The organism is Candidatus Sulfurimonas baltica (assembly GCF_015265455.1).
Classification (GTDB): domain Bacteria; phylum Campylobacterota; class Campylobacteria; order Campylobacterales; family Sulfurimonadaceae; genus Sulfurimonas; species Sulfurimonas baltica.
On record NZ_CP054492.1, the window covers coordinates 2,278,871 to 2,296,643 of the forward strand.

The 17,773-nt window shown below is 32.7% G+C and carries 13 protein-coding genes; 12 read left to right on the plus strand and 1 reads right to left on the minus strand.

The genetic code is table 11. The features are described from left to right. The first annotated feature begins 15 nt into the window (after positions 1-15). From HUE88_RS11445 to HUE88_RS11455, 3 genes are all read left to right on the plus strand, one after another. Positions 16-1,098 carry a caspase family protein gene (locus HUE88_RS11445; protein WP_194369146.1) on the plus strand — a complete coding sequence of 361 codons (1,083 nt, stop codon included), beginning with the start codon at positions 16-18 and terminating at the stop codon, positions 1,096-1,098. Then, positions 1,095-2,084 (plus strand): LPP20 family lipoprotein, encoded by a 990-nt coding sequence (locus tag HUE88_RS11450; protein WP_194369148.1) that lies wholly within the window; start codon positions 1,095-1,097, stop codon positions 2,082-2,084. Before HUE88_RS11445 ends, HUE88_RS11450 begins: the two co-directional genes overlap by 4 nt. 110 nt (positions 2,085-2,194) lie before the next feature. Further along, positions 2,195-2,968: a hypothetical protein gene (locus HUE88_RS11455; RefSeq protein WP_194369150.1), complete on the plus strand. Its 774-nt coding sequence runs from the start codon at positions 2,195-2,197 to the stop codon at positions 2,966-2,968. 34 nt (positions 2,969-3,002) lie between these two features. Here the strand turns inward: HUE88_RS11455 and HUE88_RS11460 are convergent, their stop codons facing one another. Beyond that, on the minus strand, positions 3,003-3,569 hold the full coding sequence (locus HUE88_RS11460) for a recombinase family protein (RefSeq protein WP_194369152.1): 567 nt from the start codon (positions 3,567-3,569) through the stop codon (positions 3,003-3,005). A gap of 194 nt (positions 3,570-3,763) precedes the next feature. Between HUE88_RS11460 and HUE88_RS11465 the strand changes: the two genes are divergently transcribed. The 9 genes from HUE88_RS11465 (at position 3,764) to HUE88_RS11505 (ending at position 17,756) form a co-directional block, all read left to right on the plus strand. Then, on the plus strand, positions 3,764-5,359 hold the full coding sequence (locus HUE88_RS11465; protein WP_194369154.1) for a type I restriction-modification system subunit M: 1,596 nt from the start codon (positions 3,764-3,766) through the stop codon (positions 5,357-5,359). Further along, positions 5,349-6,623, plus strand: coding sequence for a restriction endonuclease subunit S (locus tag HUE88_RS11470; RefSeq protein WP_194369156.1), 1,275 nt, complete (start codon positions 5,349-5,351; stop codon positions 6,621-6,623). Before HUE88_RS11465 ends, HUE88_RS11470 begins: the two co-directional genes overlap by 11 nt. Before the next feature lie 33 nt (positions 6,624-6,656). Next, complete coding sequence (locus HUE88_RS11475) at positions 6,657-8,138, plus strand: hypothetical protein (RefSeq protein WP_194369158.1); 1,482 nt, start codon at positions 6,657-6,659, stop codon at positions 8,136-8,138. 113 nt (positions 8,139-8,251) lie between these two features. Continuing rightward, entirely contained in the window at positions 8,252-9,253 is a 1,002-nt protein-coding gene (locus HUE88_RS11480) for an Abi family protein (RefSeq protein WP_194369160.1), read from the plus strand. Beyond that, on the plus strand, positions 9,250-12,327 hold the full coding sequence (locus HUE88_RS11485) for a type I restriction endonuclease subunit R (protein WP_194369162.1): 3,078 nt from the start codon (positions 9,250-9,252) through the stop codon (positions 12,325-12,327). The genes HUE88_RS11480 and HUE88_RS11485 overlap by 4 nt, the downstream gene beginning before the upstream one ends. A 189-nt stretch (positions 12,328-12,516) precedes the next feature. Then, a complete protein-coding gene (locus tag HUE88_RS11490; RefSeq protein ID WP_194369164.1) occupies positions 12,517-15,618 on the plus strand; it encodes an anti-phage protein in 3,102 nt (1,033 codons plus the stop codon). Positions 15,619-15,951: 333 nt separating this feature from the next. Next, entirely contained in the window at positions 15,952-16,320 is a 369-nt protein-coding gene (yaaA, locus tag HUE88_RS11495; RefSeq protein WP_268245936.1) for a peroxide stress protein YaaA, read from the plus strand. Positions 16,321-16,393: 73 nt separating this feature from the next. After that, positions 16,394-16,882 carry a SixA phosphatase family protein gene (locus tag HUE88_RS11500; RefSeq protein WP_194369166.1) on the plus strand — a complete coding sequence of 163 codons (489 nt, stop codon included), beginning with the start codon at positions 16,394-16,396 and terminating at the stop codon, positions 16,880-16,882. 124 nt (positions 16,883-17,006) lie between these two features. Further along, a complete protein-coding gene (locus tag HUE88_RS11505) occupies positions 17,007-17,756 on the plus strand; it encodes a TrmH family RNA methyltransferase (RefSeq protein WP_194369168.1) in 750 nt (249 codons plus the stop codon). Positions 17,757-17,773 lie beyond the last annotated feature (17 nt).

Sequence of the window (17,773 nt, forward strand, 5' to 3'; positions counted from 1 at the left end):
TTAAGGAAATATACTATGAAACAAAAAATTAAAATCTTATTGCTTTTTGTATTATTGCAATTACCAGTTCAGTTATTTGCAGATTATGATTTTTATAATTCTGACATCAATAATTTCATTGGGAGAGGTGCCTATTTAGAAGATAAAGTGATTGTTAAAAAAAACAGAGCTGGCCTTAGAAATCAAATTATAGCCTATGAAAAATCTAAAACACAAGTAGAAGACAACAAAACAGATGGTTCTTTAAATCAAAATAAAAGTAGTGAAGTAAAGAATTTACTTGAAAAACATAATGAGTCAATGTACTTTTTTGATGACACATCAGAAAGTGATAGCATAGCACTATTACTCAAAGAAACAAAACAAAAAAAAGTAAGCTATAAAAGATATTTAATTGTAATTGGTGCTGAAAACTATGAATACACAGATAATATAGTTTACTCACAAAACACTGCCCAAATGTTTACAGATGTAGCCCAAAAAACATTAGGAATATCAAAATCAAATACACTTGAACTAACAAGCAAAAATGCTTCAATGGGTAGAATTCAAATGAAAATGAAAAAATTACTTAGAAGAGTAAAGCATGGAGACACTGTCTACTTCTATTATAGTGGACATGGGATCCCTGTTGTTTCACAAAAAAATGAACCTTATATCCTACCAATAGATGTTGAGCCTGAATTTATAAGTGAAGCACCCTTCTTTAAATTACAAAATATTTATAAAACACTTGCAGATAGTAAAGCTTCAAAAGTGGTAGCCTTTATAGATAGTTGCTTTAGTGGTGCCACAGATGGAGTAAGTGTCATCAAGGGTGTGGCTGCAACAAGAATAAAACCTAAGAGTGTAACTTTTGATACAAAGAAAATGGTTATATTAACAGCAGGTAAAGATAATCAATATTCAAATATGTATGAAGAGAAAAAATATAGATTGTTTAGCTATTTTTTAATGGAGTCAATGTTAAAAGGTAGAACAAGTGTAAAAGATATTTATAGTGATGTCTATATCAAAGTTAAAGATAAATCCTATGAGATGGGTGATATGAAATTACAAGAACCTACAATGAGTGGAAATAAGGCTATGGAATTTTGAAGATAGCTTTTCTTGCCTTGCTGGCTTTATTGTTTGTAGCTTGTGGAACTCCAAAACCAAAAGTTTATCCACAGTGGTACAAGAACAGAGAGCTACAATCAGCAGTTAAATATGAAATAATAGGTTATGGTAATGGCAATACAATTAAAGATGCAGAAGCCTCTGCAAAAGAAGATATAGCACAAACTTTGATTAGTAAGGTTCATAGTAGTTTCACTTCTACTTCAACAGATGATAAAACTACCAGTCAGGCTAAACTAAAAGTTACAAGCAACTTAAATCTGCAAAATGTAAAAACTATCAAGCAAGAGCAAATTGATGGTTTGTTTTATGTAGCTCTAAAATATAAAAATCTTGACTTGGCATATAGAGTGAAAACTACTATTGGAAATTTTGAATGTACAAAACAAGAACTAAACTCTTATCTTTTACTAACCCCTCTTGTCAAAAAACTAACTGATTCACTTGGTTGTAAACTTAATTTTAAACTTGATAGAAGAAATGAAGCTTGGTATCTAAAATATAAAGAGTATTTATTTTTACTCAGTGATGATGAATTTGAGGAATTATATGAAACAAACATAAATGATAATTTTGAGTTTAAATCTAATAAAACAGTTTTAACTGATGGAGATAGTTTTTACTTCACATTTAACTCTAAACAAGATGGATATATTACACTTCTAAATGTTTATGAAAATGGTGTTGTCACACTACTTCAACCATCAGCACTTATAAAAAATAGTATCCAAATTCCTTCAAAAGATAGTGCTAATTTTTTTGAAGCTGGGTTAGTAAAAGAGGGTGTAAATACTTATGATTTATATGTAGCTATCTACACAAAAGAGCCACTTAATATGAGTAGATTTGAGTATGCTAATGAAGATTTGGCTTCAAGTGAATTGGCTTATAAATTTGATGAATTGATTGAGCTTATGAATGGCTATGAGTATAGTTCTTTGTTGCTTAGAACAAGAGCTAAGTGAGGCTCAATATGACAATAATTCTAAAAAAAATATACTTATACTGTCTCTTATGTTTTAAAAATTACTCACTTTATATTATAACTTTATTAATAATAGTTAGTGCCATATTTGTGAAGTGGCATTATTCTATTGAGGAATCTGCACAAGTTGGAGATTGGTTAGCTGGATTTGCAGGAACTTTGGCATTTTTATGGCTAATTGCAAGTTTTCAACAACAAAAAAACCAACTTTCAATACAAAGTGAGGAGTTAAAACTTCAAAGAGAAGCTATTCAGCTACAAGCAAAAGAGTTGAAAAATATTGGTAAATTTTCTGCACTTGAACAAGTTAGTAGAATTGTGGATAGTGCCATTAAAGATATTGAGGCATCAACTACATCCATAAAAAATTATACTGAGCTTATTAATTTATTTACAAGAAGAGATTTTTTTGAAAATTTAGAAACTTTCTTTGACTCATTGGATAAAAAACTAATTATTGATAAATATCAAGAATGGGTTATTCAAGAAGCAGAAGTAAGAAAGTTTGTTGCAAGAATCTCAACTGCATTAAAAATATACTTGGAGCAATCCTCAGAAGAAACAATAGACTATGATTTAGATGATGTTCAATTTCTACATAATAATTTATATCATATAAAATATATTCCATATTTGAATGAAACCTATGTAGTTATGCAAAACTTAGTTATGCTATTAATTACTATGAAGTCAATATTGAAAAAAATACAACTAGCTGGTTGGTGTGCAAGTACTATTGATATGGATGCTAATTTTCAAAATGAAATGGATAAAATGATGCTTAATGATTTAGTAAAGGATATAGATAATGCCAAACTTGAATATCCTGAAATATACAAATTGTACAAAAATATAATGGCCTGAAAAATCAAGACACATTAAAGATAGACATAATTGTTTATTGGCTGTTTTTTTTATATTGAGAAATATATCTTAGAAGAGTGCTTCTGCCTATATTAAAATAATCTGCGATTTCTTGGTTAGCTACTCCTACATCTTGCATTTTTATCGCTTCAACAACTTTAATCATGTCCAATTTAGATTTTCTACCAAATTTAATACCCCTTTTCTTAGCTGAGGCAATGCCTTCGGCTTGTCTTTCTGCTCTTAAATCTGTTTCAAACTCTGCTACAATTGAGAGTAACCCAATCATGAGTCTGCCGCTACTACTACTTGTATCTATATTCTGTTCAGTAGCTTTAAAAGCAACTTCTTTTGAATTCAGTTTATCTATGATTTCATATAAGTCTTTAACGCTTCTAGAACATCTATCAAGTCTTGTGACGACAAAAGTATCTCCAATTCGTACAAAGTCTAAAGCATTTTGTAGTTCTTTTCTACCAACAGATTGAGTGCTAGTAATTTTTTCATGAAATATTTTTTCACATCCTGCTTTTTCTAATAATTCGATTTGTGCTTCTAAGTTTTGACCAGAACTGCTGACTCTTGCATATCCTATTTTCATGACTAATATACTCCAATGATAAAATTTTTAATCATGTATTATAATCTCTAAGACTTAAAGAGACACTAAAAAGAGATATGTTTTGAGACATATAATTTAGGTCAATATATCATTTTGTAGATATGTCTCAAAAAGTATACTTATTAATACATTATATATTTAGCTATAATTAACTCAAATAAATAGGATATAGCATGCCAGAACAAAAATTCCTCCAAGATCTAGAAAAGAAACTATGGACATCAGCCAACAAGCTACTGCCATCATTAGATGCAGCTGTGTATAAGCATGTAGTGTTAGGCATGGTATTTGTAAAATATGTATCAGATAGTTTTGAGACAAGAAGACAAGAACTAAAGACTGCCTTTGCAGACCCATTAAATGAATATTTCTTAGGTGAAGATGTAGATGATGAGTTCATAAATGAAGAGCTTGAAAACAGAGACTTCTATACTGAGAAGAATGTGTTCTGGGTGCCACAGGCCGCTAGATGGCATTATCTCCAAGACAACATCAGACTCTCTATGGGTTCACCTATGCCTCTTGGTGGTGAGTTTAAAGGTGCTGGCAAGCTACTAGATGACACAATGGAACTCATAGAGAAAGAGAATCCAAAGCTAAAGAGAATTCTCAACAAGAACTATGCACAGCTACAGATAGAACAAAACAAACTGGCAGACTTGCTAGATCTTATAGCTACTATTCCATTCGCTCATGACACACTAAAAGCTAAAGATATACTAGGTCATGTATATGAGTATTTCTTAGGTCAATTTGCAGCGGCTGAGGGAAAAAAAGGTGGGCAGTTCTATACTCCTAAATCTATTGTAAATCTCATTATTGAGATGGTTGAACCATACAAAGGTCGTATTTATGACCCTGCCATGGGAAGTGGTGGATTTTTTATCTCTAGTGAGAAGTTCATTGAAGCGCACAATGGAAGACTTGGGGATATTTCGGTTTATGGGCAAGAGTCTAATCCTACTACATGGAGATTAGCGGCTATGAACATGGCGATTCGTGGGATAGATTTTAACTTTGGAAAAGAACCAGCCGATACCTTTACAAACGACCAACACCCAGACCTAAGAGCTGATTTTGTACTGGCTAATCCTCCATTTAATCAGGATGAGTGGTGGGATGGTAGTTTAGAAGGCGATGCAAGGTGGAAATATGGAACACCATCAAAAGGTAATGGCAACTATGCTTGGATACAACACATGCTTCACCATACAAGCCCAAATGGAGTTGTAGGTTTAGTTTTAGCCAATGGCTCACTCAGTTCAAACACTTCTGGCGAAGGGGACATAAGAGCAGCCCTTGTAAAAACAGACATAGTAGAAGCGATAGTAGCTCTTCCATCACAACTCTTTGCCAATACACAAATACCAGCTTGTATTTGGATACTCAACCGTAACAAAAAACAAAAAGGCAAAACTCTATTTATAGATGCACGCAATGTTGGGCACATGGTAGACAGAGCTCAAAAAGCATTTAGTGATGATGACACAAAAGCATTAGCTGATATGTTGCATAAGTTTAGAGCCAACACAGGTTATGAAGATATAGCAGGAGAGTTTTATGGTGCAACGACTGAAGAGATAGCAAAACAAGAGTTCATCCTAACTCCAGGGCGATATGTGGGAACAGCCGAAGAGGAAGATGACGGCATCCCATTTGGTGAGAAAATGGCTACACTGACTGCAACTCTGAGTGAGCAGTTTAAAGAATCGGCTAGGCTTGAAGCAATGATAAAAAAGAACTTGGCGGGGCTTGGGTATGAAGTCTGAGTGGAACACATATGTGCTAAATGATATTATTGAAATCATAGGTGGTGGAACACCAAAAAGAGCTATTTCCGAATACTGGGAAGGTAAAATACCCTGGTTATCTGTAGTTGATTTTAATACTGGAAATAAATATGTTTCTGAAACCAAAGAATACATCACAGAACTGGGTCTACAAAAGAGTAGTACAAAAATGCTGGAAAAAGGACAGATTATAATATCAGCTAGAGGAACTGTTGGTGCCTTGGCTCAATTGACTCAGCCAATGGCATTCAATCAGTCCTGTTATGGTTTGAATGCAAAAGCAGAATATACAATCAATGAGTTCTTGTATTATTTAGTTAAGCATCAAATAGCTAATTTACAACAGATTACTCATGGGGCTGTATTTGACACAATTACAAAAGACACATTCAAGCAAATAGATGTTTCTTTGCCACCATTAGCAACCCAAAAGAAAATAGCACACATCCTCTCAACCCTAGATGACAAAATAGAACTCAACCGCAAGATGAACCAGACACTAGAAGAGATGGCTCAGGCACTTTTTAAGTCTTGGTTTGTAGATTTTGACCCAGTACATGCAAAAATGGGATGTGCAAATGATGAAGAGCTAGAAGTAGCAGCTCGTGAACTTGGAATATCCAAAGAAGTATTAGAACTATTTCCTAGTGAGTTTGAAGAGAGTGAGCTTGGGATGATTCCTGAGGGGTGGGACAATGACTTTTTGGATAGCTTTGTAGAAATACTTGACTCAAAACGAATACCTTTGGCATCCAATGAAAGAGCAACAAGAAAAGGAAGTATCCCATATTATGGTGCTACTAGCATAATGGATTATGTAGATGATTACATATTTGATGAAACTTTGCTGTTGATGGGTGAAGATGGTTCAGTTACTAGAGAGAATGGTACCCCTTTTTTACAGTATATATGGGGACAATCATGGGTTAATAATCATGCCCATGTTATGAGAAGCAAGTCAACACTATCTGTTGAAGCTTTGTATATTGCATTACTAAATAAAAATGTAACCATGTTTGTAACAGGTGCTGTTCAGCCTAAAATCAATCAGGGTAACTTAAAACAAATACCTATTATTAATGCTGGAGATGTAGTCAATAAAATGTATTCAACTTTAATAGAGCCAATATTTGCAAAAGTTAGATTAATTACAGAAGAAAATATAACTCTCCAAAAAACAAGAGACGCACTTCTCCCAAAACTCCTCTCAGGTGAGCTGGATGTTTCAGAGCTAGAGTTATGAATTATGTCATTAAATACTAAGTGAGGAAAAATAATGTCAAGATGGATAGTTAACTTTGATAACGATGTCTTTAAAACGACATGGGAAGATTTAAAAGCTAAGCTTGATATAAGCGAAGTTGATGAAACAACAGCAACAAGTGTTGAAGAACTAGCAAGATTAAAAAAGGTCATAGTTTTTATTGATAATGCTTTTGAAGGAATTGACCCAGAACTAATACCTGCAAGTTTTATAACTAATTTTAATACACAAACCACAGAATGTAGAAATCAAATCATTAGTTATAACTCAAATAAAAATATTGGTCACATAACAAATGCAAATAATAATGCTGATAATTTATTGAGCTATATAAGGCCATATTTACTAAGTCCTGATGCTTTAAAAAAATCTCTTTTGGGGGCTATTCGTGCATATGCAAGTGAGATAGATAAACATCTTGGCAAAATTACTGATACAGAAGCAGAGTATAAAAAGGTAAAAAACTTTAGAGAAGAGATTGAAGAGTATTATGATGTATTGTTTGCAAGTGATGATGAAAATGAATCTATTAAACTACAAATAGCTACTTTACTAGAAGATTCTGAAGAAAAATACAATGCACTTAATAAGTTTCATGCTGAAACTTTAGTTGATGGAGTAAATGAATCGACTCAAACAACTATCACAGAAGCAAAAAAAGATATTTTAAGAGATGTAAAAGAAACAAATGAAAAGCTAGTTGATGTTTCTGCTAAGATTGAAAAACTAAATAAATTTTATACAAAAATATTTGGTTCAGAAGATGAAAATGGAAAAATAACTGGTGGATTAGAGAAAGAACTAGAACAAAAAATTAAAGATTTAGAGAGTTTTAAAAGTAAGCAAGAAAAAACTTATAATGAAGAGATGACATCAAGGCTTGAATCGTTAAAAAAATATGAACAAGACCAACAGACAAATAATAAAAATTTATATGAACAAATTGAGAGTTTATTACCTGGTGCTACAAGTGCTGGTCTTGCTAAAGCATATCAAGATATGAAAGAATCCTTTGATAAACCAATTAAGTATTGGAATATTACTTTTATTAGTATTGTTTCAATTATGTTTATCTCTACATTTATTTCGTTTGTTGATATAGGTATTGTTAAAGATAATACAACAACTTGGTTTGCATTTAAACAAATGGGTGATTTTACAAGTACCCTTAATAGTTTATTATTTAAATTACCTCTTTATGCTCCTCTTATTTGGTTGGCAATATTTGCTAGTAAACGAAGAAGTGAAAACCAAAGATTGCAACAAGAATATGCTCATAAAGAAGCATTGGCAAAATCTTATGTAAGTTATAAAATGCAAATTGATGAGCTGAAACAAGAAGATAAAAAGCTTCTTGAAAAATTATTAGATAGTTCAATAGATACTGTTGCTCATAATGCAAGTGTAAGTTTGGATCAAAAACATGGAGATTCTACTCCTGTGCAAGAAACAATAAAAATGTTTGTTGAACAAGTAACAAAATTGAAAGGTTAGTAGATGATACTAAGAAATTTTAACGAATATTTAAGAACTTTAAGTTATACTAACAGCCACATATCTCCTCCACCTCTCTATTTACCAATAGAAGTGCCAATGAGGGGGTCTTTATGCTAATCCCAGAACTTCAAAAAATCAAAAATAATCTTAATACATATACTAAACCACATCTAAGCTTTGAAGAACAATTAAAAAGATTAAAATCTAATGGTCTAATTATATCCAACTCTTCGTATGCACGAAAAAAATTAACTCATATTAATTACTACCGATTGAGTTCCTATTTTTTAACCTTTCAATATCCAAAGAACAGCACTAAAGTAAACCAGTTTTACCCTCAATCAGAATTTAGACATATCACAAGACTGTACGACTTTGATGTAAAGTTTCGTCGCTTACTGTTTGGTGCTATGGAAACTATTGAGGTTTATATTAGAACTCAAATAGCATATCACCACAGTGCAAAATATGAGGCTTTTGGTTATATTTCACATAAAAACTTTCAATGTAGTGAAGCTGTTTTTGAAGAACTACTTGAAGATGTAAAAAAAGAGAGTGAACGGTCTGATGAAAAATTTATTAAACACTTTAAAGACAAGTATGGAGCCACAGATTTGCCAATATGGAGCATAGTGGAAGTCCTTTCTTTTGGTACTCTTTCTAAGATATTCTATGCCATGCACAATGAGGATAAAAAACTAGTTATTGAACAAATACCTGTTACAACTACAGTTTTTTCTAAATGGTTACACTCTCTTACTATTTTAAGAAATATATGTGCACACCATTCACGAGCTTGGAATAGAGAACTTCGTGTGCCCTTTGCTATACCATCAAACAATAGTATGTTTGATCCATTACGAAAAATAACAAAATCAAAATTTAAAGCAGAAGTTGACGGCGAATTTATATACGAAGATAAGGAATATGATAATAATAACTCAATATTTTTTGGCTTAAGTGTTATTAAATACATCTTTGATAGTATTGGTGAAGAAGTTGACTTTGTATCTGAAATTAAGCAATTGCTAAAATCGTATCCAGAAATTGATTTAAAGGCTATGGGATATGTCGATGGATGGCAAAATTTAGATATTTGGAGCGATGTATGATAAATGAAGACCAAGTAGAACAACTAGCCCTAGAGTGGTTCAAAGAGTTAGGATATGATTACCTTTTAGGCTATGATATAGCTCCAGATAGTAGTGACCCTCAAAGAGGCAACTACCAAGAGGTGCTTTTATCTCACAGACTTCAAACAGCCCTGACAAAGTTAAATCCTAGACTTCCTATGAGTGCTATAGATGAAGCTATACACCTACTAAAAAAACCACAACACGCAACCCTAATCCAAAACAACAGAGCTTTTCATCAAATGCTACTTCAAGGTATATCTGTAGAGGTGAAAAATGGGGATGAAGCTAGAGGTGAAGTAGTCAAACTTATAGATTTTCATGATGTAAATGCAAATGACTTCTTAGTGGTAAACCAATACACCATTAAAGGTACTAAAGGCAACAGAAGACCTGATCTAGTTGTGTTCATCAATGGACTACCTATATCTGTACTAGAGCTAAAGAATCCAGCAGACACCAATGCAGATATTTTCAAAGCATACAATCAACTACAGACATATAAAGATGAGATAGAGGATTTGTTTGTCTATAATGAAGCTTTGGTTGTCAGTGATGGAATTAATGCTAGGATTGGCTCACTCACAGCTACGGATGAGCGTTACATGTATTGGCGAACTATTAAAGATGAGACAGATAAGCCACAGCTGGAGTATGAGCTAGACACTCTGATAAAAGGCTTTTTCGAGAAAGAGCATATCTTAGACTACATTCAAAGTTTTGTATTATTTGAGGATGATGGCAAGAATATCATCAAAAAGATTGCAGGGTATCATCAGTTTCATGCAGTGCGAGAAGCTATTCATTCTGTCGTAGAAGCTTCAACTAGTGGAAGCAAGAGAGGTGGTGTTGTTTGGCATACACAAGGTTCTGGAAAGTCTATAAGTATGGCTTGTTTTGCAGGAAAGCTCACGAAACAGCCTGAAATGAAAAACCCAACACTATTGATTGTTACAGATAGAAATGATTTAGATGGTCAACTCTATGCTACATTTTCAAGTGCTAAGATGCTGCTAGGTCAAGAACCAATCCAAGTAGACAGTGTCAGTGAACTACGAGAGATACTAAAAGACAAACCATCTGGTGGGATTATATTTACTACTATTCAGAAGTTTGGACTCAAAAAAGATGAGAGTAGATTTCCAATTCTTAGCGATAGAGATAACATAGTAGTCATTGCTGATGAAGCGCACAGAAGCCAGTATGGATTTGATGCCATGCTAGATAGTGAGACGGGTCAGTTTAAATATGGCTATGCTCAACACCTAAGAGATGCCGTACCTAATGCTACATTTATAGGATTTACTGGAACCCCTATTGAGAGTGTAGATAAAGATACAAGAAGTGTATTTGGTGATTATATTAGTATCTACGACATCGAGGACGCTGTAAAAGATGGTGCTACGGTTCCAATCTATTATGAGAGCAGACTTGCTAAGCTGGATTTGGATGCAGAGGTGCTCAAAGAGATTGATGCAGATGTCGGCGAACTCGTAGTTGATGAAGAGTTAAATGATAAAGAGAAGTTTAAGAGCAAGTGGAGCGCATTAGAAAAGCTTGTTGGTTCTGAACCAAGGATACAACAGATAGCAAAAGACTTAGTGGAACACTTTGAAGATAGAGTTGCCACTATTGACGGCAAAGGTATGATAGTTGCCATGAGTAGACAGATAGCAGTGGATTTGTATGACGCTATAGTTGCTCTAAGACCACAGTGGCATGACGAAGACCCAACTAAGGGTGCTATTAAAATCATTATGACTGGTTCAGCTAGTGATGAAACTAAACTACAAAAACATATCTACTCTAAACAAACGAAGAAAGATTTAGAGAGAAGAATCAAAGACCCTGATGATGAATTAAAGCTGGTTATTGTTAGAGATATGTGGCTTACTGGATTTGATGCACCAAGTCTTCACACTATGTACATTGACAAGCCCATGAAGTCTCATAACCTAATGCAAGCCATAGCGAGAGTCAATCGTGTCTTTAAAGGTAAAAATGGTGGGCTTGTCGTTGATTATATTGGAATTGCTAATGAACTCAAAGCTGCACTTAAAACCTATACTGGAGCCAATGGTAAAGGCAGTGGAACTGTAGATGTAGCAGAAGCATTTGCTGAGATGTTAAAGAGACTAGATATAGTGAGTAATATGTACCATGGTTTTGATTATGGAGAATATTCAACCAAAGCACATATGCTATTAGCTCCAGCAGCCAATCATATACTTGGTCTTGAAGATGGTAAGAAAAGATATTTGGACGAAGTACTTGCCCTTACAAAAGCTTTTAGTTTATGTGGAACTTTGGATGAAGCTAAAGAACATAAAGAGGAGATAGCATTCTTTCAGGCTGTGAAGGCTGTAATACAAAAAATCGGAGTGGTAACAGGTAAGAAAAAAGATACCAATGGAGCCATTAAACAGATAATTGATAATGCTTTAATATCTGAGGGTGTGGAAGATATATTTTCTCTGGTTGGATTAGAAAAGCCAAATATTGGAATCTTATCTGATGAGTTTTTAGAAGATATCGCTCACATGAAGCACAAGAATCTTGCTGTAGAGCTGCTAGAAAAACTACTGAGTGACCAGATAAAAGCTCAAAATAGAACCAATGTGGTACAAGAGAAGAAATTTAGCGATAGGCTCAAAGCTACGCTAAGCAATTATCATAATCGCGCAATAGAGACTGCCAAGGTTATAGAAGAGCTAATACAGATGGCGAAAGATATTGCTGAAGCTGCAAAGCATGGAGCAGAGCTAGGGCTAAATTTCGATGAACTAGCTTTCTATGATGCACTTGCTGAGAATGAATCGGCACTTCGAGAGATGGGTGATGATATACTCAAGCAGATAGCGCAAGAGCTAACTAGTAAGCTCAGAAGCAGCGTAAGTGTGGATTGGCAAAGAAGAGAATCTGTAAGAGCTAAGATGAGAAATATCATACGAATGATACTCAAGAGGTTTAAATATCCACCAGATAAGACGGCAGAAGCGATGGATTTGGTTATGAAGCAAGCGGAAGTTTTGAGTGATGAGTGGAGTAAGTAGTTGAATTATATTATGCTTGATACTTGTGTATTATTAGACATATCAACAAACAGAAAAGATTTGCCTATTGTATCGGCTCTTGAAGAGCTCACACAGTCAAGGGTAATAAAACTGCTAGTTTACTAAATTCTAGGTGATATTTATTTATACTGTATAATATTTCATTTTATAACTAAAAAAGGATTCTTTTTGAAAATATCAATTCTCCATCTTAGCGATTTACATTTTAAAAAAGACAATAATAAAATAATAGAAAAAGAAACACTACTATTTGATGCATTTAAAAATGAAATCTCACAATACGAACATCTCTTCATCACAATAACAGGGGATATAGCATATTCTGGTCTTAAAGAAGAGTATGCCTTAGTTAAAAGTTTTTTAAACAGACTAGAAAATAGAATATTCGCATACAACAAAAAGATTAAAATTGAATATATTTTTTGTGCCGGTAATCACGATTGTGATTTTAGTATTCCTCAAAAAGCGAGAAATATGTTAATAGAAAACATAATCAAGGCTCCACTAGAAACAGATGATGAACTTGTAGAAGTTTGTACCTCTGTGCAAAAACAATATTTTGATTTTATAAAAGAATTCTCATCATATAAGAATATAAATGAAACATTATCAAACAAACTAATATCTAGGTATGAATATTCGCTGTCCGAATACAATATTGCTTTTAATTCTTTTAATACTGCATGGGTTTCAAAACTACCAGAAAAGCAATCAGAAATTATCTATCCTCTTAACTATATAAAATCTGACGAAATTATTGATGCGAATTTCAGTCTAACATTTTCATTACTTCATCACCCTTTCCACTGGTTAAAACACTCAAACATGCGCGACTTTAAAGAATATGTAGATTCTTTATCTGATATTATCTTAACTGGGCATGAGCACTCTGACAGTGCGACTCAAAGAGAAAATATTTATAACGGGAATAAAACAGAGCATATTGAAGGCGGAACACTGCAAGACTCTTATGATGAAGGACAAAGCAAATTTAATTTAATATTGCTAGATTTAGCGAATAAAAAGCATGACATACTAATTTTTGATTGGCAAGGCGACCATTACAGTAAAACAAAAAACGAAAGTATTGATGTTCACACAAATAATAAATGTTTATTTCCATTAAAGCAAAATTATAAAGAAAAAATTGCTTCTTTGGGATTAAAAGTAAATCATCCAAGAAAGGATAATGTTATTCTTGAAGATCTTTTTGTGTTTCCGGATTTAAAAATTATAGATATTCAAAAAAACAAAAAAAATTCTTTTCTTGAAATATCTTCTGAACAATTATCAAAACAAACTAATTTAGGTCTCAATATTCTTTACGGTTCTGATAATTCCGGCAAAACGACTCTTGCACATATGCTGCAATTCATATATAAGCAAAAGGGCTTAGTTCCCATAATTATAAACGGAAAAGATTTTAGAAGTGGTGATTATGAAGAAAATAAAATTGCGCTTTTAATAAAAAGAATTTTTAAATTGCAATACTTAGATGATAAAAAGAATGTCGATTTGTTTGAACAAACAGATGTTAATGAAATTTTATTAATAATAGATGATTTTCAGAATGTAAGATTAAATAGTGCTTTTAAGGGTGTGGCAATAGATTCTATTTTAAAGTTAAATTATAAAAATGTTTTAATCCTATCTAGTGAAATATTGAAATTCGAGGCTACTTCGGAAAGTAACTTAGCCATGTCTTTACAAGACTTTACACACTACCAAATTTTAGAATTTGGACATAGACTACGAGATAAATTAATAACAAAATGGATTAGGCTGGGACAAGAAACAGAAATAGAGAATAGTGAGCTAGTAGGTAAACGCCGAACAAAGGCTAATGCTATAAATCAGACAATTGGATTGAATATAGTGCCTTCACATCCTGTTTACCTCTTAACCTTGCTTCAAGCTATGGAAGTAAATGACACCTCTTTGGATAAAAGTTCATATGGACATTACTATCACTATATGATTTTGCAATATTTAAATAGTGATAAAAATAAAGTTATGGAACATAAAGATATAAACACCATTTTTACTTATACATCAACTTTGGCATTTAATATGTTTCAAGATAGAAACTATTCATATACGCTTGGGGAACTTAATGGATTTGACAATGATTATAGAAAAGATATTGATTTTGAGCCAACATTTAATATACTTGAAAAATTAATTAAATCTAATGTATTAATTGAATATGAAAATGAATATAAATTTTCACATAAATATATTTATTATTATTTTGTAGGGCATTACTTTTCTCAAAATACTGACGATTATGAAATAACTTCAATTATAAAAAAAATGACAGAAAGACTTTATAGGACAGAATTTGCAAATATTTTAATGTTTATATTACACTTATCTCCTAAAACGAATATTATTGAAATGTTGAATAATGAAGCGAGAAAAATATTTAGTGATATTGCTGAATTTTCTTTTGCAAATGAAGAGTTAGTTAATATTAATGCTTGTATCAAAGAGGACACTTCGCATAGGCTAAGTCAGAGAACTTTTGATGAGTCAAGGGACATAGAACTGTCTGAAAAAGATGAAGAAGCAGAACTAAAAAGACAGATTTATTTAGACGACCAGTTTGATGTTAATTATGACGAAGAAATTCAGCAACTTGATTTCTTTAAAAAGATAAACTTAGCTTTCAAATTAATAGAAATACTTGGAGAAATAGTTAAAAATTACTCCGGTTCTCTAAAAGGAAATATTAAAAGCGAATTAATAAAAAATACATATGGGGTAGGGCTTAGAAGTTTAAAAACAATAATACTACTTTTTGAAGAAGAGCATGATAATCTCGTTGATGCGATAACAAAGGTAATTACAAAGAAAAAAATGATTGCGGAGGATAAAATTAATGAGGCAGTATATGGTATAGTTTTCGGACTGGCATCTTCTATATCTACAGATATTGTTAAAAGAATATCTAAATCAATAGCTTCAAAAGACTTGAAAAAAACATATAAAAGAATATCTGAAGAGCAACCAGAGAACATAGCCTATCAATTAATAAAACTTGCTATTGATTTAGATTTCGCAAGCGGGTTGAATGTAAAGAATATTGAGCAGCTTCATAAGAAACTTTCATTAGAAAAAAATACACTAACCGATTCATCATTAAAAAAACTGGTATTAGACCACTTATATATGTTTGAATCACCAATTAGTGAAAAAACCTCAATTTGTAAAAAGCTAGGAATTGAAGTAGGTGAATCCAAAAACAAGTTAATACAGCACCATAGATAGTAAATTAAAATTATGGTTTGAGTTTGCAGCTAAAGTTATTTTTATTGTGCTAACTATTGGCAGATAATTATTCTATCGTTTAGTTTTAAAGTTTTGCGTTAGCCTAATATTATTCTGTATATTTTACCATTTAGGAATAAATCTTTCAAGTTTGTTGTCTAAGTAAAAATGGAAGCAGTCTATAGATGAAAGAGAAGTTCGATAAAAAATAAGAATAAAATTTATTAATTCATTTATTAATTCATTTTTAAGTTTAGAAAATGATTTAATATATATTCCTTAAGCAATGAAGTTTTTTTAACTCATTTATTAAATCTATATATAGTAAGTATCATTGCTAACTATAAAGTTAAACAGGGAAATGATATTGGCAAGTTTGTTCCTGACAAGTTCTATAAAGATAGATTCTCTTATCAACTGGATTTATATCTTGGTAAAAGTGAGATTTTAGACCTTCGTGCTGGATACTATGATAAATTCTACAAAGTCACAAAACCATATACGACTCTGAAGTTTTTAAAAGATGGCAAGACGGTTAGCCACTGGGCAAAGGCATACAGAGGATTGGTGTTAAGAGCAGTTGCGCAAAATAATATTAACTCGATGAAAGAGTTTATGGCTATGGAGATAGAAGGACTGAGTGTTGCAGAGATTGTGGTCGTAAAAAACAAAACAGAGATTGTTTACAACATAACAAACTAAGGACAATAGCCAAGAATACCGTTTTACAACACTTTTAAGGAAGAGTTTAGCAAAGTTTCTGTCAAATACGTTTATGAAAAAATTATACATAATCAGACATGCAAAATCGAGTTGGAAGAACTCTTCATTGAGTGATTTCGACAGACCTTTAAACAAAAGAGGCATAACAGATGCTCCATTAATGGGCAAAGTACTCAAAGGCAAAAAAGTATCTCCGGATGCAATAATCTCTAGTCCGGCACTAAGAGCAAAAACTACCGCACAGATAATCTCAAAAAAGCTTAATTTCAATAAGCATATTATCTATGATGAAAATATATACGAGGCTAATGTCGACACTCTGATGAATGTTGTAAAAAGAGCAAATAAGGAAGATAGTATTGTTTTTATTTTTGGCCACAACCCGGGGCTGAACATGTTGGCTGAAAGTTTGGTTGGTTTGCATGAAAATATTCCTACATGTGGAGTGGTAGAGCTTGAGTTCGCTTGTAAAAAATGGAGTGAGATTAGCCCTGAAAATGCGAAACTGATATCTTTTGACTACCCCAAGAAGTATAAATAATTTCTGCGTGTGCCCTAAGCAATAGAGAGGAAGTGCTTTTGTTGATAGAATGCAATTATAAAATTTCTAAAGAGATGGCTTAAAAATAGTGTAAAATTCTATTTACATAACCAAAAGGCTTAATTTGCAAGATTCAAAAGAGTATTTAGATAAAAAAGCATATTTCGAGAAAATCATAACGCTCTATGGAAGAAATGTTGTTATAGAGGTTTTACAAGATGAGACTATTGAAATTCATAAACTTCACATGTCAAACTCAAATAAAACGGATGGTGCCGTGGAAACTATATTATCTCTTGCCAAAAAAAGAGGGATTGCTGTAACTTACCACGAAAAGAATGCACTTAGCAGAATCAGCAAAAATGCAAAGCAGGATCAGGGTGTCGCAATAGATATTGTTGCGAACTCTTATAAAAATGCAAAAGAGATAAAAAATCTCAAAAGCTTCAAACTTCTCGCTCTTGACGGGATTCAAAACCCTCAAAACCTCGGAATGATAATCCGTTCATGCGCCGGCGGATATGTTGACGGAATTGTTTTACCTAAAAAAAGTTCTGCAAAAATATCTCCACTTGTTATAAAGGCGAGTGCCGGAACACTCTTTAAACTTCCAATATATTACTGCAATACTCTTGACGAGGTTTTAAAAGATTTAGAAGATACGAAAATCTATCTCCTCTCTTCACATGCTAAGAGTAGTATATATGATGTGCAAAAGAGCGACAGGTCAATATTTGTTTTAGGGAATGAGAGTGACGGTGTTTCAAAAGAAGTTGAAAAACTTTGTAACGACTCAATCAGCATTCCCATGAACAGAGGCGTTGAGTCATTAAATGTTGCGGTTACCGCTTCTCTGATAGCTTTTATGAAATAAAACACCGGCGTCTTGAT